This is a genomic window from Mesorhizobium sp. P2_D1 (assembly GCF_056404455.1).
Genome location: NZ_JBFUDZ010000013.1, coordinates 1 through 18,542 on the forward strand (window position 1 = coordinate 1; position 18,542 = coordinate 18,542).

16 protein-coding genes and 1 pseudogene are annotated in these 18,542 nt (G+C 63.2%); 10 read left to right on the top strand and 7 right to left on the bottom strand.

Annotated features, from left to right (window positions below; all coding sequences use genetic code 11):
• The 7 genes from AC1D0I_RS12020 to AC1D0I_RS12050 all read left to right on the top strand — a co-directional run.
• Window positions 1-684, top strand: a 684-nt coding sequence (locus tag AC1D0I_RS12020; protein ID WP_477395279.1) for a type I glutamate--ammonia ligase, incomplete at its 5' end; no start/stop codon positions are given.
• A gap of 182 nt (window positions 685-866) precedes the next feature.
• Window positions 867-2,255 (top strand): aldehyde dehydrogenase family protein, encoded by a 1,389-nt coding sequence (locus AC1D0I_RS12025; RefSeq protein WP_477395281.1) that lies wholly within the window; start codon window positions 867-869, stop codon window positions 2,253-2,255.
• A gap of 18 nt (window positions 2,256-2,273) precedes the next feature.
• Window positions 2,274-3,446 (top strand): iron-containing alcohol dehydrogenase, encoded by a 1,173-nt coding sequence (locus AC1D0I_RS12030; RefSeq protein WP_477395283.1) that lies wholly within the window; start codon window positions 2,274-2,276, stop codon window positions 3,444-3,446.
• A 242-nt stretch (window positions 3,447-3,688) separates the two neighbouring features.
• The gene (locus AC1D0I_RS12035) at window positions 3,689-4,795 is read left to right on the top strand and encodes an ABC transporter substrate-binding protein (RefSeq protein ID WP_477227980.1); all 1,107 of its coding nucleotides are present in this window, start codon (window positions 3,689-3,691) and stop codon (window positions 4,793-4,795) included.
• A 63-nt stretch (window positions 4,796-4,858) separates the two neighbouring features.
• Window positions 4,859-5,773 carry an ABC transporter permease gene (locus tag AC1D0I_RS12040; RefSeq protein WP_457152572.1) on the top strand — a complete coding sequence of 305 codons (915 nt, stop codon included), beginning with the start codon at window positions 4,859-4,861 and terminating at the stop codon, window positions 5,771-5,773.
• On the top strand, window positions 5,770-6,561 hold the full coding sequence (locus tag AC1D0I_RS12045; protein ID WP_184876711.1) for an ABC transporter permease: 792 nt from the start codon (window positions 5,770-5,772) through the stop codon (window positions 6,559-6,561). The genes AC1D0I_RS12040 and AC1D0I_RS12045 overlap by 4 nt, the downstream gene beginning before the upstream one ends.
• Window positions 6,562-6,591: 30 nt before the next feature.
• Window positions 6,592-7,656 carry an ABC transporter ATP-binding protein gene (locus AC1D0I_RS12050; RefSeq protein ID WP_477395285.1) on the top strand — a complete coding sequence of 355 codons (1,065 nt, stop codon included), beginning with the start codon at window positions 6,592-6,594 and terminating at the stop codon, window positions 7,654-7,656.
• Window positions 7,657-7,695: 39 nt separating this feature from the next.
• On the opposite strand, the pseudogene AC1D0I_RS12055 reads toward AC1D0I_RS12050, so the two are convergent.
• Window positions 7,696-8,321: pseudogene (locus AC1D0I_RS12055) on the bottom strand (glutathione S-transferase family protein).
• A 126-nt stretch (window positions 8,322-8,447) separates the two neighbouring features.
• Here AC1D0I_RS12055 and AC1D0I_RS12060 point away from each other — a divergent pair.
• The 3 genes from AC1D0I_RS12060 to AC1D0I_RS12070 all read left to right on the top strand — a co-directional run bounded on the left by AC1D0I_RS12060 (window position 8,448) and on the right by AC1D0I_RS12070 (window position 11,855).
• Window positions 8,448-9,998, top strand: coding sequence for a cation:proton antiporter (locus AC1D0I_RS12060; RefSeq protein WP_477395287.1), 1,551 nt, complete (start codon window positions 8,448-8,450; stop codon window positions 9,996-9,998).
• A 92-nt stretch (window positions 9,999-10,090) separates the two neighbouring features.
• Complete coding sequence (locus AC1D0I_RS12065; RefSeq protein ID WP_477395289.1) at window positions 10,091-11,002, top strand: endonuclease/exonuclease/phosphatase family protein; 912 nt, start codon at window positions 10,091-10,093, stop codon at window positions 11,000-11,002.
• Window positions 11,003-11,009: 7 nt separating this feature from the next.
• A complete protein-coding gene (locus AC1D0I_RS12070) occupies window positions 11,010-11,855 on the top strand; it encodes an EamA family transporter (protein WP_477395291.1) in 846 nt (281 codons plus the stop codon).
• A gap of 9 nt (window positions 11,856-11,864) precedes the next feature.
• Here the strand turns inward: AC1D0I_RS12070 and AC1D0I_RS12075 are convergent, their stop codons facing one another.
• The 6 genes from AC1D0I_RS12075 to AC1D0I_RS12100 form a co-directional block, all read right to left on the bottom strand.
• Window positions 11,865-13,082, bottom strand: a complete 1,218-nt coding sequence (locus AC1D0I_RS12075) for an MFS transporter (RefSeq protein ID WP_477395293.1) — start codon at window positions 13,080-13,082, stop codon at window positions 11,865-11,867.
• A 90-nt stretch (window positions 13,083-13,172) separates the two neighbouring features.
• Window positions 13,173-13,490 carry a Dabb family protein gene (locus AC1D0I_RS12080; RefSeq protein ID WP_477395295.1) on the bottom strand — a complete coding sequence of 106 codons (318 nt, stop codon included), beginning with the start codon at window positions 13,488-13,490 and terminating at the stop codon, window positions 13,173-13,175.
• 9 nt (window positions 13,491-13,499) lie between these two features.
• Window positions 13,500-15,128: a GMC family oxidoreductase gene (locus AC1D0I_RS12085; RefSeq protein ID WP_477395297.1), complete on the bottom strand. Its 1,629-nt coding sequence runs from the start codon at window positions 15,126-15,128 to the stop codon at window positions 13,500-13,502.
• Between the two features lie 13 nt (window positions 15,129-15,141).
• A complete protein-coding gene (locus AC1D0I_RS12090) occupies window positions 15,142-15,903 on the bottom strand; it encodes a 3-ketoacyl-ACP reductase (RefSeq protein ID WP_477395299.1) in 762 nt (253 codons plus the stop codon).
• Window positions 15,900-17,417: a GMC oxidoreductase gene (locus tag AC1D0I_RS12095; protein ID WP_477395301.1), complete on the bottom strand. Its 1,518-nt coding sequence runs from the start codon at window positions 17,415-17,417 to the stop codon at window positions 15,900-15,902. The genes AC1D0I_RS12090 and AC1D0I_RS12095 overlap by 4 nt, the downstream gene beginning before the upstream one ends.
• Before the next feature lie 5 nt (window positions 17,418-17,422).
• Window positions 17,423-18,538: an ABC transporter ATP-binding protein gene (locus AC1D0I_RS12100; protein WP_457154399.1), complete on the bottom strand. Its 1,116-nt coding sequence runs from the start codon at window positions 18,536-18,538 to the stop codon at window positions 17,423-17,425.
• Window positions 18,539-18,542 lie beyond the last annotated feature (4 nt).

Below are 18,542 nucleotides of genomic sequence, written 5' to 3' on the forward strand. Positions count from 1 at the left end.
ATCCTGAAGAACGGTGCCAAGGAGATTGCCGAGTCCGAAGGCAAGGCGATTTCCTTCATGTCCAAGTACAATTACGGGCTGGCCGGCAATTCCAGCCATATCCACAATTCGCTGTGGAGCGCCGACGGCAAGACGCCGCTGTTCTTCGACAAGAAGGCCGACTGGACGCTGTCGGCGCTTGGCCAGCAATGGGCGGCTGGACAGCTGAAATACGCCAAGGAATTCACCTGGTTCCTGGCGCCCTACATCAACTCCTACAAGCGCTTCCAGGTCGGCACCTTCGCGCCGACCAAGATCATGTGGAGCGAGGACAACCGCACCGCCGGCTTCCGCCTATGCGGTGAAGGCACCAAGGGCATCCGCATGGAATGCCGCATCGGCGGCGCAGACCTCAACCCCTATCTCGCCTTTGCGGCGCTGATCGCCGCCGGCCTTGCCGGCATCGACGAGAAGCTGGAACTGCAGAAGCCATTCGTCGGCGATGCCTATCAAGCGTCGCGTTTGCCGGAGATCCCGAAGACGCTGCGCGACGCCACCGAGACGCTGGCGAAGTCGAAGATGCTCAAGCAGGCGCTCGGCGAGGATGTGCTCGAACACTATGTCCACACCGCAAAGTGGGAGCAGTTTGAATACGACCGCCGCATAACTGATTGGGAACTGCACAGAGGGTTCGAGCGGTATTAAACTAGTTCGCGAACGTAGGCGCCGCCTCTCTCCGTACCCCTCCCGTGAAACACGGGCAGGGGACGCCCGCGCCGGAGCACTTCCCTTCTCCCCGTGACCATACGAGGCGAAGGTGCAGGGCGGGCGGATGAGGGGCGGCGCCAAGCCATAAGATTTTGTTGTAGAATGCGAGGACTAACAAAATGACCGAGACGGTCAAACTCAAATCCCCCATTGATGGCTCGATCTATGCCGAGCGGCCCGTGGCAACGGACCAGGCGATCAATGCCGCGGTCGAGCGCGCCAAGGCAGCGCAGGAGAAATGGGCCGAGACGCCGATCGTCGAGCGCGGCAAGTACATGCTGGCGATGCTGGAATCGCTGGTCGCGATGACCGACGAGATCGTGCCGGAGATCGCCTGGCAGATGGGGCGCCCGGTGCGCTATGGCGGCGAGTTCGGTGGCGTCAAGGAACGCACCAACTATATGGTCGAGATCGCCGAGGCGGCGCTCAAGGCGGTGCCGGCTTCCAACCCGAAGGACGGCTTCCGTCGCTATGTGAAAAAGGACCCGCTTGGCGTGGTCATGGTGATCGCGCCGTGGAACTATCCTTACCTTACCGCGGTCAACACCATCGTGCCGGCGCTGATGGCCGGCAACGCCGTCATCCTCAAGCATGCGGCGCAGACGCTGCTGGTCGGCGAGCGTTTCCAACAGGCTTTCGACAGGGTCGGCCTGCCCAAGGGCGTGTTCCAGAATGTCGTGCTCAACCATGCGCAGACCGAGAAGCTGCTCGGTTCGGGCAAGATCGACCACGTCAACTTCACCGGTTCGGTCGGCGGTGGCCGCGCCATTGAAAAGGCGGCGGCGGGCACCTTCATGACGCTCGGCCTCGAGCTTGGCGGCAAGGATCCGGCCTATGTGTTGCCTGATGCCAAGATGGATCATGCGGTCGCCAATCTGGTCGACGGCGCCTTCTACAATTCCGGCCAGTGCTGCTGCGGTATCGAGCGCGTCTATGTGCACGAAAAGGTCTATGACGAGTTCGTCGAGGGCTTCATCGCCGAGACCAAGAACTATGTCGTCGGCAATCCGCTCGACCAGGCAACGACGATGGGCCCGATGGCGCAGGCGCGTTTCGCCGACCTGATCCGCGAGCAGAAGGCCGAGGCGCTGCGCAAGGGCGCGGTGGCGCACATCAACATGAGGGTGGCCAACGACAAGGCCGGCTCGCCCTATCTGGCGCCGGAAGTGCTGACGCAAGTCGACCATCAGATGAGCGTCATGCGCGAGGAGAGCTTTGGGCCGATCGTCGGCATCATGAAGGTGCGCAACGATGAAGAGGCGATCGCGCTGATGAACGACAGTCCCTATGGGCTGACCGCTTCGATCTGGACCCGCGATACAGAGCATGCCGTGGCGATCGGCAACCGCGTCGAGACCGGCACGGTGTTCATGAACCGCTGCGACTACCTCGATCCGGCCCTGGTCTGGACCGGCGTCAAGGACACCGGCAAGGGTGCTGCCCTGTCGGCCATTGGCTACGACAACCTGACCAGGCCGAAGTCGTTCCACCTGCGCGAAGCCATCTGATTTTTCGAAAGACAAAAAATGTCCAAGCTCATCTCCAAATGGAACTATCCCACCACCGTTCGCTTCGGCGCCGGACGCATCAAGGAACTGCCTGAGGTGTTGGCGGCCACCGGCATCAAGCGGCCGTTGTTCGTCACCGATCCCGGGCTGGCGAAACTGCCGGTCGTTGCCTCGACCCTGAAGATCCTCGACGATGCCAAGGTCCCCTACGGCGTCTTCTCCGAAGTGAGGCCGAACCCGGTCGAGTCCAATCTGACCGCGGGTATCGCGGTGTTCAAGAAAGGCAAGCATGACGGCGTCATCGCCTTCGGCGGCGGCTCGGCGCTCGATCTCGGCAAGCTGATCGCCTTCCAGGCTGGCCAGACGCGTCCGGTGTGGGACTTCGAGGATGTCGACGACTGGTGGACGCGCGCCAATTCCGACGCGATCGCGCCGATCATCGCGGTGCCGACCACGGCCGGCACCGGATCGGAAGTCGGACGCGCCGGCGTCATCACCAATGAAGCGACGCACACCAAGAAGGTCATCTTCCATCCCAAATTGCTGCCAGCCATCGTCATTGCCGATCCGGAATTGTCGGTCGGCATGCCTGGCTTCATCACCGCCGGCACCGGCATGGATGCGCTTGCCCACTGCCTCGAGGCCTATTGCGCGCCGGGTTACCATCCGATGGCCGACGGCATCGCCGTCGAAGGTGTCCGGCTGGTCTTCGAGAACCTGCCGAAGGCCTATGCCAACGGCAAGGATCTCGTCGCGCGCGCCCATATGATGAGCGCCGCCGCGATGGGCGCCACCGCCTTCCAGAAGGGGCTGGGCGCCATCCACTCGCTGTCGCATCCGGTCGGCGCGCTCTACGACACTCATCACGGCATGACCAATGCGGTGTTCATGCCCTATGTGCTGGCCTTCAACAGGGACTCCATCGAGGAGCGCATCGGCCGGCTTGCCGCCTATTGCGGCATCAAGGGCGGCTTCGACGGCTTCGCCAAGGCGATCATCAAACTGCGCAAGGAACTCAAGGTGCCGCATGCGCTTCCGGGCCTGATCAAGGGGCTCGACATGGACAAGAAGCGCAAGGGGCTCATCGCCGACATGGCGGTGGTCGATCCGACCGCAGGCGGCAACCCGGTCAAGCTGACCAAGAAGGCGGCCCTGACCTTGCTTGAAAACGCTATCGCCGGCACGGTGTAAGACGGCTTTCTTGTTGAAAATTGATCTGGAAAATCAGGGCAAACCAAGGGGGAAAGGATGAAACACATGGCGGAAAGTAATTAGCCGGAAAAATAAGTGATGGCTAATTGCTACAGCCGGTTAAAAAGAGTTAAATTTTCGCGCTGCGAGCAGCCGGTTTCACAAAGCTTTCATCTGGCTGTCACATGAAAACGATACCGGATCGCAGGCGTCCAACGGCGTCAGTTCAACGGAGAGAACACATGTTCAAATTCACGGGGAAAGTGCTTTCCCTTACGGCCGCGACCCTTATGGCGTCGTCGGTGATTTCGTCCGCAGCTTCGCTGGACGATCTCGTCAAGGCCGCTAAGGCTGAAGGCCAGCTCACCACCATCGCCTTGCCACATGACTGGTGCGGCTACGGTGACGTCATCGCCGGCTTCAAGGCGAAGTATCCCGAAATCACTGTCAACGAGCTCAACCCCGATGCCGGCTCCGGCGACGAGGTCGAGGCAATCAAGGCGAACAAGGACAACAAGGGTCCGCAGGCGCCTGACGTCATCGACGTCGGCCTGTCCTTCGGCCCGTCCGCCAAGAAGGATGGTCTGATCCAGCCTTACAAGGTGTCGACCTGGGACTCGATCCCCGACAGCGCCAAGGATGCTGAAGGCTACTGGACCGGCGACTATTACGGCGTGCTGTCCTTCCAGGTGAACAAGGACATCGTCAAGGAAGCTCCGGCTGACTGGGCCGATCTGCTGAAGCCGGAATTCGCCAACACGGTCGCACTCGCCGGCGATCCGCGCGCGTCGAACCAGGCCATCCAGGGCGTCTATGCTGCTGGCCTGTCGTCGGGCGCCGCTGCTGGTGAAGCCGCCGGCACCGCTGGTCTCGACTTCTTCAAGAAGCTCAACGCCGCCGGCAATTTCGTCCCGGTCATCGGTAAAGCCGCGACGCTGGCCCAGGGCCAGACTCCGATCCTGATCACCTGGGACTACAACGCGCTCGCCGGCCGTGACACGCTGAAGGGCAATCCGCCCGTCGACGTCGTCGTGCCGAAGACCGGTGTCGTCGCCGGTGTCTACGTGCAGGCGATCAGCGCCTACGCGCCGCATCCGAACGCTGCCAAGCTGTGGCTGGAATACCTCTACTCCGACGAAGGCCAGATCGGCTGGCTCAAGGGCTATTGCCACCCGATCCGCTTCAATGATCTCGCCAAGAATGGCAAGATCCCCGCGGACGTGCTGGCCAAGCTGCCGCCGGCCGAATCCTACGCCGCGGCGGTGTTCCCGACGCTGGACGAGCAGGCCAAGTCCAAGGAAGCCATCACCAAGAACTGGGATGCCGTCGTCGGCGCCAACGTCAAGTAACTCACACCATGCCGGGCGGCCTCGAGGCCGCCCGGCCCTTTTCTCAAAGACGGTAGCCGGCGCATGACCGATATCCCAATGTCAGACCACGCTGTTGCCGGGAAGACCGCGCCTCCCGCCGAGGCACGCAGCATGAGGCTGCCGACGCAATGGCTCGGCGTTGCCCCCTTCTTCATCTTCGCCATCATGTTCCTGATCCTGCCCACGCTCTATCTGATGCTGGGCGCTTTCCAGAACGATGCGGGTGAGTTCACCTTCGAAAATATCGCAGCACTGGCGCAGCCGTCGATCGTTGCCGCCTACTGGATCTCGATCAAGGTCAGCCTTGCCTCATCGTTGATTGGTGCCTTCGCCGGTCTCGCCATCGCCATCGCCATCGTGCGCGGCGGTCTGCCGGAATGGATACGCTCCGCGACGTTGACCTTCTCCGGGGTCGCTTCCAATTTCGCCGGTGTGCCGCTGGCCTTCGCCTTTATCGCCACACTCGGCCGGCTGGGCCTTGCCACGGTGATCCTGAACACCTTGTTTGGCCTCAATATTTACGCTCACGGCTTCAACATCCTGTCGTTCTGGGGGCTGACGCTGACCTATGTCTACTTCCAGATCCCGCTGATGGTGGTGATCATCGTGCCGGCCATCGACGGCTTGAAGAAGGAATGGGGCGAGGCCGCCGCGACCCTCGGTGCAACCATGGCGCAGTACTGGCGCATGGTGGTCATTCCGGTGATCTGGCCAAGTTTCCTTGGCACCGTCATCCTGCTGTTCGCCAACGCCTTCGGCGCTATCGCCACCGCCTATGCGCTGACAGGCTCGTCGCTCAACATCGTGCCGATCCTGCTCTACGCGCAGATTCGCGGCGACGTGCTGCATAATGCCCATCTTGGCTACGCGATCGCTTTCGGCATGATCTTCATCACCGGCCTAGCCAATGTCTTCTATATCTGGTTCCGGACCCGTTCCGAGAGGTGGCTCAAATGAAGTCGGGAAAGTTCTGGGCCTGGGTCGTCTTCGCGCTGGGCGCAGCCTATTTCTTCATCCCGCTGATCGCGACGGTGGAGTTTTCCATGCGCATGCGGCGTGGCGCGTACTCCTTTGACGCCTACAAGGTGGTGTTGGGCGATCCTCGCTTCCAGGCGACCTTCGGCTATTCGGTGCTTGCCGCCGTCTTCACCATCATCCTCGGCGTGCTGATCGTGGTGCCGGCCGCCTACTGGATTCGGCTCCGCCTGCCGCAGCTGCGGCCGCTCGTCGAGTTCATCACGCTGTTGCCGCTGGTCATTCCGGCCATCGTCATCGTGTTCGGCTATATCAGGATGTACGGATCGAACTCGCCGCTGCCGTTCCTGGCCAGCGATACCGGTACGAACGCCCTGCTGGTTATCGGTTATGCCACGCTGTCGCTGCCCTATATGTACCGTGCGGTCGACACCGGGCTCAGAACCATCGATGTGCGAACGCTGACGGAGGCGGCGCAGATCCTTGGCGCCGGCTGGTCGACGATCATCACGCGCGTTATCCTGCCCAATGTGCTGATCGCGGTGCTGTCGGGCGCGTTCCTGACCTTCGCGATCGTCATTGGCGAGTTCACCATGGCCAGCCTGCTCAACCGGCCCGCTTTCGGCCCGTATCTACAGAACATCGGCGCCAACCGCGCCTATGAGCCGGCGGCCCTTGCCATCATCGCCTTTGCCATCACCTGGGGCTGCATGTCGCTGATCCAGATCCTGTCCCGTTTCGCGCCGAGATCGGCGAACCGCCCCAATTGATCGAAAAGTACTGATCGAAAGAGCAACACCATGGCCGACCCGTTCCTCTCCATCCAGCACGTGCGAAAATCCTTCGGTGCCACCACGGTGGTGGAGGATTTCAATCTCGACGTCGAGCGTGGCGAATTCGTCTCGTTCCTCGGCCCGTCCGGCTGCGGCAAGACCACCGTGCTGCGCATGGTCGCCGGCTTTGAGGAGCCGACTGCCGGCAAGATCGTGGTTGGTGGCAAGGACATCACGAGGCTGAAGCCCAACCAGCGCAATGTCGGCATGGTGTTCCAGGCCTATGCGCTGTTCCCGAACCTGACGGTGGCACAGAACATAGGCTTCGGCCTGAAGGTTGCCGGCATGCCTAGGGCGGACATCGATGCCCGTGTCGCCGAGATGCTCGGCATCATCAAACTGCCGCAGATGGCGGACCGCTATCCCTATCAGCTCTCGGGCGGCCAGCAGCAGCGCATAGCGCTAGCCCGCGCCATCGCGCCGAAGCCGAAGCTGCTCCTGCTCGACGAACCACTTTCGGCGCTCGACGCCAAGGTGCGCGTGTCGCTGCGCGAGGAAATCCGCTCCATCCAGAAGAAGCTCGGCATCACCACGATTTTCGTCACGCATGATCAGGAAGAGGCGCTGTCGATCTCGGACCGCATCGCCGTCATGTATGGCGGCAAGGCTGAACAGGTCGGCACGCCGTTCGAGATCTACAACCGTCCGGCAACCAAGTTCGTCGCCAATTTCGTCGGTACGCTGAACGTGCTCGAAGGCACAGTCACCGACGCTGCATCCGGCAAGGTGCAGGTCAACACGCAGGAAGTCTCGCTCAAGGGTAAGCTCAACGGCTCGAAGTCCGGCGACACCCTGTCGCTTGCCCTGCGTCCGGAAGCGATTTCGCTGGGCCTTCAGCCCGGTCGGGACTCCAGCCTTTCCGGCGAGATCTCCGAAGTGCATTTCCTCGGCTCGGTGATCCGGGTTCGCGTCGGCATCGGCGGCAACACCGTGTCGCTCGATACGTTCAACAGCCCGGCCACACCACCGCCCGCTGTCGGCGAAAAGGCCGAGATTTCGTTCTCGTCGAGCGATATGCTGGTGCTGCACTAGGCGGTAGAGCAGACGGGGCAGAGGAAGAACCAAGCCCCCTCAGGCCGGCGCTCTGATTGGCTGCATGACTGTCTGAAAGACCGGCAGCGCTTCCATTTTGCGGCATGTGCGTCCAGCGCCGGGAAGTCGGCCAGCAACACAAGCCCGGGATGCGCCTCGCCGATGAAGCGGAGCACGGCGGTGACCGCGATGTCGGCATGGCCGATGCGGTCGCCGAACCAGTAAGGTGTCGACCTTCCCTGACGATCGGCTTCCAGGACTGCAAGGACAGCCTCGATCTGTGTGCGGCAGCGCCCGGCCCAAAGGTCGGAAACTTTCTCATGCAGCCGCGTCTCATAGAACAGGCTGACCGCCTTGTCGCCGAGGCCGGTTGCCAGGGCTGTTATCCGCAGCGCCTGGTGACGCGCCGGTTCGGTCGCCGGAAACATCCTCCGCTCGGCCGGAACGAGGCTGTCGAGATAGTCGAGCATCAAATGGCTTTCGATCAGCACCTCGCCATTGTCCAGCACCAGGGTCGGCACCCGGGTCAGCGGGTTGTAGGGCCGGATCTTGTCGGCATCGCCGAAGGCCGACCATGGACGGTGCTCGTAGGCGATGCCGTACAAGGTCATCGTAATGCCGACGCGGCGAACGAAGGGGGAGTCAAATTGGCCGATGAGGATCATGGTCGGTGCCTTACGCTGCAAGTGACTGCTGGACATACTGCCACGGGGCTTGTGCGCAATGGTCAATCAACAGCATCTTGCTGGCTTGCCACTGCCAACAATGCAGCATCACGGGGGTAACAGGCCATGGCTCTTTTCGAACTGACGCTTGTCCTGCTTTTGACTGCCGTTGCGCTGACGGCGCTGTCGCGACGGCTGGAGATTCCCTATCCGTCCCTGCTGGCCTTGGCCGGGGTTGGGATTGCTTTCGTGCCTGGTGCTCCAATGATCGAGATCGATCCGGAACTGGCTCTTGCCCTGTTCATCGCGCCGGTGCTGCTGGATGCCGCCTACGACACATCGTTGCGGGATCTCAATCGCTACCGGCTGCCGCTCGCGCTGCTGGCGCTCGGCGCCGTCGTCTTCACCGCGGCGGTCGTTGCTTTCGTCGGCTGGAAGATGGCCGGGCTGCCGATCGCGGCGGCAATCGCGCTCGGCGCCATCGTCGCGCCGCCCGATGCGGTCGCGGCGAGCGCCGTACTCGGGCAGTTCAAGGTGCCGCACCGCATCACCGCCATCCTGCAGGGCGAGAGCCTGCTCAACGATGCCACCGCACTCCTGATCTACCGCCTGGCGGTTTCTGCAGCGCTCGGCTCGATCATGCTGAGCAACGCCATTCCGACGATCCTGCTGTCGACGATCGGCAGCCTCGCCGCGGGTTATCTGCTAKGCCGCTTTTCGCTGCTGACGCTCAGCCGGATCGAGGATGCGGCAAGCAGCACAGTGGTCCAATTCGCCGGGACATTCGGAGTCTGGATCCTGGCCGACAGGCTGGGCCTGTCCGCCATCATCACCATCGTCGTCTACGCCATGACCATTGCGCGGATGGCGCCGCGCCGCATGTCGGCCAGGCGGCGCGTCAGCACCTATTCGGTGTGGGAGTCGGCGGTCTTCGTGCTCAACGTGCTGGCCTTCGTGCTGATGGGCCTGCAGGCACGATCGATCGTCGGCCGCCTCTCCGGCGAAGGGCAAGGCGAAGCCTTTCTCTTCGCTGCAACGGTGCTGGCCGTCGTCATCGTGGCACGCCTCGTCTGGGTGGGGAGTTACGTTGCGATCATCCGATGGTTGGCCCGCTTCGGAAGCGAAGGCCAAAGGCGAGATGTGCCGACGTTTGGCGGCGCGGTGCTCGTCGGTTGGTGTGGCATGCGGGGCCTGGTGACGCTGGTGGTGGCCATTGCGCTGCCGGCGGGTTTTCCCGGCCGCGATCCGATCGTGCTTGCCGCCTTCGCGGTCGTTCTCGGCACGCTGGTGCTGCAAGGCATGACCCTGAAGCCGCTGCTGCGGATACTCAACTTCGACCCGGACAGAACGGTCGACAACGAGGTGGCGCAGGCGAGGGTGGCCATCATGCAGGCCGCCCTTGACGTGTTGAGCCGCAAGACGTCGGCCGCTGCTGCTGTTGTGCGCGAGCAGTATGAGGCGCAGCGCCTGATCGCTCAAAACCCGGAGGACGCACAGGCGGCAACCGAATATGACCGGCTGCGCCTCTATGCCATCAACCGCCAGCGCGACACGCTCGAGGAACTGCGCCGCAACGGCACAATCGGTGACGAGGCCTATCACCGGCTTGAAGAGGAAATCGACTGGTCGGAACTGGCGGCATCGCCAGCTGGAAGTTTCCAGCCGCTGACGACGTGAGATATCTGGCCCAAGCCGCTGCCATTTCCCTGCACATTGCAACCAATCTGCCGAACCGCTACTGCCATCATCGAAAATGAGCCGGATAAGCAATGAAGCTGGTCAGCTACAACATCCAGTACGGGTTCGGCAGCGACGGCCGCTACGATCTTTCGCGCGCCGCGCGCATCGTCGCCGGCGCCGACATCATCGCGCTGCAGGAAGTCGAGCGGCACTGGCAGCGCAGCAACTACGACGACCAGCCGGAGCTTATTTCCAGCCTGCTGCCGGACTATCACTGGGTCTATGGTCCGGCCTTCGACATGGACGCCAGCGAGCAGCGCGACGGCCGTCTGATCAACCGACGCCGGCAGTTCGGTACGATGGTGCTGTCGAAGCTGCCGATAGTCTGGTCGCGGCTGCATGCGCTGCCGATGCGCCGCACACTGCGGCCGCTCAACACGCGCAACGCGGCGCTTGAATGCATGATCCGAACGCCGGCCGGGCCGGTTCGGGTGTTTTCGTTGCATCTCGCCCATATCGCGGCGGAGGAGCGGCTGGAGCAGATCGATTACCTCTTGCGCGAACATCGCCGTCCGACCCGCGAGGGCGGACCGTGGAGCGGCGTCGATGACGAGCCGGCGCGCAACTGGAGCAATGGCGAGCCGGAGCCGGAAAATCCATTGGAAGCGATCTGGATGGGCGATTTCAACATGGAGCCGGGCAGCGCCGAATATGGCCGCATCGTCGGCAGCACGCCCTATCATCGCGGCGCCGCCTACCTCGATGGCTTCGTCGATGCCGCCGCCGTTGCCAGCCAGCCGACCGTGGATTTCCACACCCATGTGAAGACCATCGACGGCAAACTGGCCAAACGCCGGCTTGACCATTGCTTTGTCGGCGGCATGTTTGCCGGGCGCGTCCGCTCGGTCGGCGCCGATGTCGGCGAGGTCGCATCGGACCATTTCCCGCTGCGGATCGACATCGACCTCGAAACGCCGCTCGCCGTGCAGCGCGGCGGATGAGCCGGCAATGACGCCCTTCGTCTTCTTCGCGGTGCTTGCCGCCGCCGCCATGCACGCGATCTGGAACGCGCTGGTCAAGGTCCATCTCGACCGCTTCCTGTCGATCACGCTGATGACGCTGGGAATGGGCGCTGCCGCCCTTGTCGTGCTGCCTTTCGTCGAAGTGCCGAAGGCGCAGGTGTGGCCTTACATCATCGCCTCGGTGATCTTCCACATGGGCTACCGGACCTTCCTGATCGGCGCCTACCAGGCGGGCGATTTCGCCCAGACCTATCCACTGGCGCGTGGCACGGCACCTTTGCTGGCGGCGCTTGGCGGTATGTTCGTGGTCGCCGAGGTGCCGGCGCCGCTTGCCATTCTGGGTATTTTTCTGCTGTCGACCGGCACGCTGGTGATGTCGTTTCGCGGCGGAGCGCATCTGGAAAAGCTGAACCTGCGCGCGGTCGGCTTTGCGCTGGGCACCTCGGTCTTCATCGCCAGCTACACGCTGTCCGACGGCAGCGGCGCGCGGCTGGCCGCCACGGCGCAAAGCTACGCCGCCTGGCTGTTCATCTGCGATGCCCTCGGAGCGCTGGTGCTGTGCCTTATCTTCCGTGGGCCGAAAGCGCTGCCGGTCCTGGTGCGCGACTGGAAGGTGGGCCTGTTCACCGGCGTACTCAGCGGTGCGGCCTACTGGATCGTGATGTGGGCAATGACCAAGGCGCCGATCGCATCGGTGGCGTCGCTGCGCGAGACCTCGATCTTGTTCGCCATGATGATCTCGGTCTTCGCCCTCGGCGAGAAGATGACGGGCTGGCGCGCCGCCGCCGCGCTCAGCATTGTCGCCGGCGTTGTTGCGCTCCGACTGGGCTAGCTGCCGCCGTTAGCCCAGCACGGTCATCACTTGGCCGCGTCGCTCCGGACTGAAGCGGATGACGACGATGATGCAGACGGCAACCACGCCGGCAAAAAGCGCAAGCGCATATCCGTAGCTGCCTCCAGGGGCTTCCGCGATGCCTGCCTGGTAAGGGCCGCCATAGGACGCCGCGAGATTGCCGGCCTGATAGATGAAGCCGGGCAAGGTCGCACGCACGGACCCCGGCGAAAGCTCGTTGAGATGCACCGGGATGACGCCCCAGGCGCCCTGGACAGCGACCTGCATGACGAAGGCGCCGATGGCGAGCATGAAGGGCGTGGTGCTGTAGGCCCACAGTGGAATCGACGGCAAAGCAATCAGGCACGCCAGGGTGATGGCGTTGACGCGGCCGATCTTCTCGGACAGCGCGCCGAATGCCAGGCCGCCAACGATGGCGCCGATGTTGGCGACGATGGTGATCCAGCTCACCGTATGCGGATCGAAGCCATGCTGCTTCTTCAGGAAGGTCGGGTAGAGGTCTTGTGTGCCGTGGCTGAAGAAATTGAAGAACATCATCAGCACGACTGCATAGAGCGCGACGCCCCAGTGCTTTTGAAGGGTTTCCAACAGTCCCGGCCTGACGGTCTTCTGCGCGTCGACGAAGGCCGGCGATTCCGGCACGTGCGAGCGGATGAACAGCACGATCAGTGCCGGCACGAAGCTGAGCAGGAACATGGCGCGCCAGCCGATCGTGTAGCCGCCGATCGTCTGCTGGTAGAGCAGGCCATAGACCACTGCCGCCAAGAGGTAGCCCGTCGGATAGCCGCATTGCAGGATGCCCGAGACCATGCCGCGCGCGCTGGGCGGGATGGACTCCATGGCGAGCGAACTGCCAAGTCCCCATTCGCCGCCCATGGCGATGCCGAACAGGGCGCGCAGCGCCAGGAAGATGCCGAGATTGGGCGAGAAGGCGGCCAGCGCGCCAATCACCGAATAGCTGACGATGTTGAGCATGAGGATGGGCTTTCGCCCGTATTTGTCGGCAAGCATGCCGAAGAAAAAGGCGCCGATGAAACGAGTCGCCAAAGTCAGGAACAACGCCTTCGAGACGGCCGGGACGTCGGTCTGAAATTCAGTCGCAATATCCGTAAGCAGGAATGTCAGGAGGAAGAAATCGAAAGCGTCGAGCGTCCAGCCCAGAAATGAAGCCAGGACGGTTTTTTTCTGTTGGGAATTGAGGTTCAAGACCTTCCTCCTTTGCCGTCCCCGGGCAACGATATGTCGCCCGGTCGGCAAAAGAGAACAGCCGTCAGCCGGCTTTCGAAAATCCGGCGGTCACTTTTTCGTAAGGTCGAGATCGAAGACCATCAATCCGTCGGTGCCGCCTTCGAGAGCGGCGACCAGCCGGGCGCCGGCGCGCTGATGCGCCTCATGCACCAGATAGGCGTCGCGGGCGGCGGCATCGCGAAAATCGATGGTAAAGCCATGGGTGAAGCCGCGGCCGAACGGCTCGGGGCTGACATTGGCGCTGAATTGGACCGCTTCCATGCCCTCCAACACCTGTCGCAGCGCTTCGAGATCGGCATGGATTGCCATGCGCTCGGCGGCGGGAACATCGTTGCGAAACTTGGCGAAGACACAGTGCCTGATCATTTTTTGCTCCTAAGCCGCCCGGTTTCCGGAAAACACGGCCGGCGGCAGCGGCTCGCGGTCGAGGATCAGATCGGCACCCTTTTCGCCGACCATGATGGTCGGCGCATTGGTGTTGGAGGAGGGCACGCGCGGCATCACCGAGGCGTCGCAGACCCGCAGGCCCTCGATGCCGCGCAGCCGCAGATCCGGCGTCACCACGGCCATGTCATCATGGCCCATGCGGCAGGTGCCGACCGGATGATGGTCGGTCTTGGAACTGCGGCAGGCATAGTCGAACAGCTCGTCGTCGCTGGCGAGCGACGGGCCGGGCAGCACCTCGCGCAACACGTAGGGCGCAAGCGCCTTCTGCCGCATGATCTCGCGCGCCAGCCGCAGTCCCTTGATCGACATGGCGCGATCATAGGGATCGGACCAGTAGTTCGGGTCGATCAGCGGATGGTCGGCGGGGTCGGCGCTCTTCAGCCGAACCGTGCCGCGCGAGCGCGGGCGCAGGAAGGCGGAATTCAGCGTGACGCCCGGGTTATTCAGCTTCTCGACGCCGGCTTCGATGCCGGAGCCCAAGCCGAGGTGGAACTGGATGTCGGGCGAGGCGGCGGTTGGGTCGGCGTACCAGAAGCCGCCGGTCTCGAACAGGCTGGAGGCCACCGGTCCCTTCTTCAGCAGCAGATATTGCAGGCCGGCCCAGGCCGTGCGGTGCAGCTTGGCGTAATTGTCATAGGTGTGGTCGCCGGTGCATTCAGCGATGACGAACAGGTCGAGATGGTCCTGCATGTTGGAGCCGACGCCGGGCAGGTCATGCACCGGCGTGACGCCGACCGATTTCAGATGGTCGGCCGGGCCGATGCCCGACTGCATCAACAGCTTCGGCGAGCCGATGGCGCCGGACGAGACGATCACCTCGCGGTCGGCGCGCAGGATTTTCTTCTCGCCGCCCGGCCTGTCGACGATCTCGACACCGATGGCGCGGCCTCTCTCGACGACGATGCGCGTCACCAGCACGTCGGTCCTGACAGTAAGGTTCCTGCGAGCGCGGATCGGCTTCAAATAGGCGACCGAAGCGGAGGAACGCCTCGCATCCTTCTGGGTCAATTGGTAGTAGCCGACGCCCTCCTGGCTGGCGCCGTTGAAATCCGGGTTGAAGGGAATGCCCATCTCCTGGCCGGCGCGGAAATAGGCCTCGCAGATCGGCAGTGGCGAAATCGGGTTCGACACGCCGAGCGGGCCCTGGTCGCCATGAAAGTCGTTAGCGTAGCGCTGGTTGTTCTCGGCGCGTTTGAAATAGGGCAGCACATCGCGATAGCCCCAGCCGGCGAGACCTTCTTCCTTCTCCCAGGCGTCATAGTCGCGGGCATTGCCGCGCGTGTAGATCTGGGCGTTGATGGATGACCCGCCACCGACCACCTTGGCCTGCGTGTACCAGAAGACGCGGTCCTTCATGTGCTTCTGCGGCACCGTCGACCAGCCCCAGGAGGCAATGCCATTGGTCATCTTGGCAAAGCCCGCCGGCATATGGATATAAGGATGCCAGTCCTTGCCGCCGGCTTCCAGCAGCAGCACCTGATGCGTCGGATCCTCGCTCAACCGGTTGGCCAGAACGCAGCCGGCCGGGCCGGCGCCCACGATGATGTAGTCGGTCATGACACTATCCACCTTACAGCCGCGGCACGGAGAGCGCGCCGTCGACATTGATGATCGAGCCGGTCGAAAAGCCGAGTTTGCCGCCGGCAAGCGTCGCCACCACGGCAGCGATGTCCGATGCTTCGCCCCAGCGCTTTGCCGGCACCAGCCCACCGTCGATCAAGGCGCCGTATTTGGCGGTGACGCCTGATGTCATGTCGGTTCGGATGATGCCCGGCCGCACCTCGAACACAGCGATGTCTTCGGCGGCGAGCCTGAGCGCCAGGGTTTTCACCCACATCGACAGGCCGGCTTTCGAGATGCAGTAGTCCGGCCGTTCCGGCGACGCCATTTCGGCGCTGACCGAGGTGATGGTGATAATCGATTTCGGGTGATCTCCGGGGACAGCCAGCATCGCCTTGGCGACGGCCTGGCTGAGGAACACGGTGCCGCGCAGATTGATGTTGAGCGCCTTGTCGAAATTCTCGGGCTTCAGTTCCAGGAGGTCGCCGCGCACCACGGCGCCGACACCGGCATTGTTGACCAGGCAGTCGATGCGGCCGAAGGCGCGCATCGTGGCATCGACCAGTGCCGCATGGCCGCCGAGATCGGCGATGTCGCAGCTGACATAGGCGAACTGCGCGCCGTGCGTGATGATGTCCTCGGCTAACCCGTCAGCGGGTTTTTCGGCAAGGTCGGCGACGAGGATGTCGAAGCCGGCATCGGCAAGCGCCTGGGCGCAGGCAAGGCCGATGCCGCGCGCGCCGCCGGTGACGATGGCCGCCGGGCGGGTCATTGGGAAAGCTCGCTCTTGCGGATATGGTCGGCGACACGCAGCGCTTGCGCGGCGATCGACAGCGCCGGATTGACGGCGGCCGAATTCGGCAGGAAGCCGCCATCGACAACGAACAGATTCCGATGATCGAAGGACCGGCAGAACGGGTCGAGCGGCGCTGTGGCGGGATCGTCGCCCATCTTCACCGTGCCGCACTGGTGCGACGGCGTGCGCTTGTCAAAGGGGCGCGACAGCACGATCGGATAGCCGCAGGCGCGGAAGTTTTCGCGCATCACCTTGGTCAAACCGTCGAGCGACTGCATGTTGGAGCGCCGCCATTGCATGACAATGTCCTTGCCGTCGACCATGATGCGGCTTTCGGGATCGGGCAGGTCCTCGCACATCAAGTACCAATCGACGGCATGGCCGGCCATGAAATCGAGTGCGAATTTCGGCGCGAACTTCACATTTGCGCTGAGGATGTTGCCGTCGATCTTGCCGAGAAGCTGGACGTTGCCGAGCGGCTTGCCGCCCTTGCCGTCGGACAGATAATAATCGTTCAGCATCAGCGTCTTCTGGTAGACGGCATCGTTGCGGCGGCGCGGATCGATCGCCAGCATGGCGCTGGAATTGTGGTTCATGAAATTGCGGCCGACCTGGTCGGAGCGGTTGGCGAGGCCCTTGCCACCTCCCTTGCCGGTGGCGGGTGACGGCGAACGCAGCAGGATGACGGCGGAATTGACCGCACCGGCGGAGAGGATGACCAGCTTCGGCGTCAGCTTTTTCAACGCGCCATTCTGGCGGTAGTGAACAGCGACGATGGTTTTGCCGTCGGCCGAGGCTTCCAGATATTCGACGTAAGCGCCGGTCTCGAGCTTGATGTTCTGGTCGGTCAGCGCCGCCGTCAGGGGTCCCGTTTGCGCGTCGACCTTGCCCTGGCCGGTGTTGGGAAACGCGTCCCAGCCGGTCTTGCCCTCCTTCAGCCAGGTGTCGATGTCGACGCCGAGCGGCAGCGAGGCCGGATGCAGGCCGAGGCCCTGGAGCTCGGCGCGGGCGCGCGCGATCGGCGCCTCGTCGGGCACCGGCTTGAAGGCATAGGGGATCGAGTGGAACGGCTCGGTCGGGTCCTCGCCGAGCGAGCCGCGCACGCGAAACAATTGCTCAGCCTTCGAATACCAGGGTTCGAATTCTTCATAGGAAAACGGCCAGGCCGGCGAGACGCCGCCGAAATGCTCCATGGCCGCAAAATCTTCCCTGCGGTAGCGGATCAGCACCGCGCCGTAGAATTTCGAATTGCCGCCGACATAGTAATAGTTGCCGGGGTTGAAGGCCGCACCGCCGGCCTCGCGCCACATCTCCTTTGGCCGATAGTGGCCGTCGACGAAGATGGAACGGGTGTCGCGCGCATGCGGCGTTGCCGTCAACGGTTCGCCGCGCTCCAGCATCAGGATCGAGGCGCCGCTGCCGGCCAGACCGGAGGCGATCGTGGCGCCGCCGATGCCGGAGCCGATTATGACGATGTCGGGATTTGTCATCTCGGTCAGAGAATGCGGTTTTCGGTCGCCGGATCGAAGAACACCGCCTTGGTCAGGTTGAAGGCGAGCGGGGTGTTGGTGCCGGGCTGGATGTTGGCGTCGGCGCGTAGCCGCGCCACCACGCCCTTGCCGCCGAGATTGGTGACGGCGAAGGTGTCGGAGCCTGCCGGTTCGACGACCTCGATAAAGCAGTCGGCAGTGGCGATGTTCGAGGCATTGCGCTCGGCGCCTTCCGGATCGGTCAGGGCTTCGGGGCGGACGCCGAAGATGATCGGCTTGCCCTGGAATGCCGACAGGCCCGCCGGCGCATTGGCCATCGGCAGCGAGATCGGCTCGCGCGCCTCGCGCTGCAGCACGACGGACAGCGCATTGCCGTTGGTGCCGATCGTCGCCGGGATCAGGTTCATCGCCGGCGAGCCCATGAAATCGGCGACAAAGAGATTGGTCGGGTTGTTGTAGATCTCGGCCGGGGTGCCGAACTGCTGTACTTCGCCGTCGCGCATGACGGCGATCTTGGTCGCCAGCGTCATCGCCTCGATCTGGTCGTGGGTGACATAGACGATGGTGGTGCCGGTGGTGGCATGCAAACGCTTGATCTCGATGCGCATGTCGACACGCAGCTTGGCGTCGAGGTTGGACAACGGCTCGTCGAACAGGAACAGTTTTGGGTCGCGCACCAGCGCCCGGCCCATGGCGACGCGCTGGCGCTGGCCGCCGGAAAGCTGGCTTGGCTTGCGCTGCAGGAGGTGGCCGATCTGCAGCACCTTGGCCACCTTGTCGATCGCCTTCTGCCGTTCGGCCGCCGGCACGCCGCGCATCTCCATGCCGAAGGAGATGTTCCCGGCCACCGTCATGTTCGGATAGAGCGCATAGCTCTGGAACACCATGGCGATGTCGCGCTTGGACGGATGCAGATCGTTGATTGCGCGGCCTTCGACACGGATTTCGCCCGAGGTGATCGTCTCCAGGCCGGCGATGGTGTTGAGCAAAGTGGACTTGCCGCAGCCGGACGGGCCGACCAGCACCAGGAAGCCGCCCTTATCCAGTTCGACATCGATCCCCTTGAGGATTTCGACCTGGCCGAAGCGCTTTCTCAGGCCATCAATTTCCAGAAAAGCCATCAGA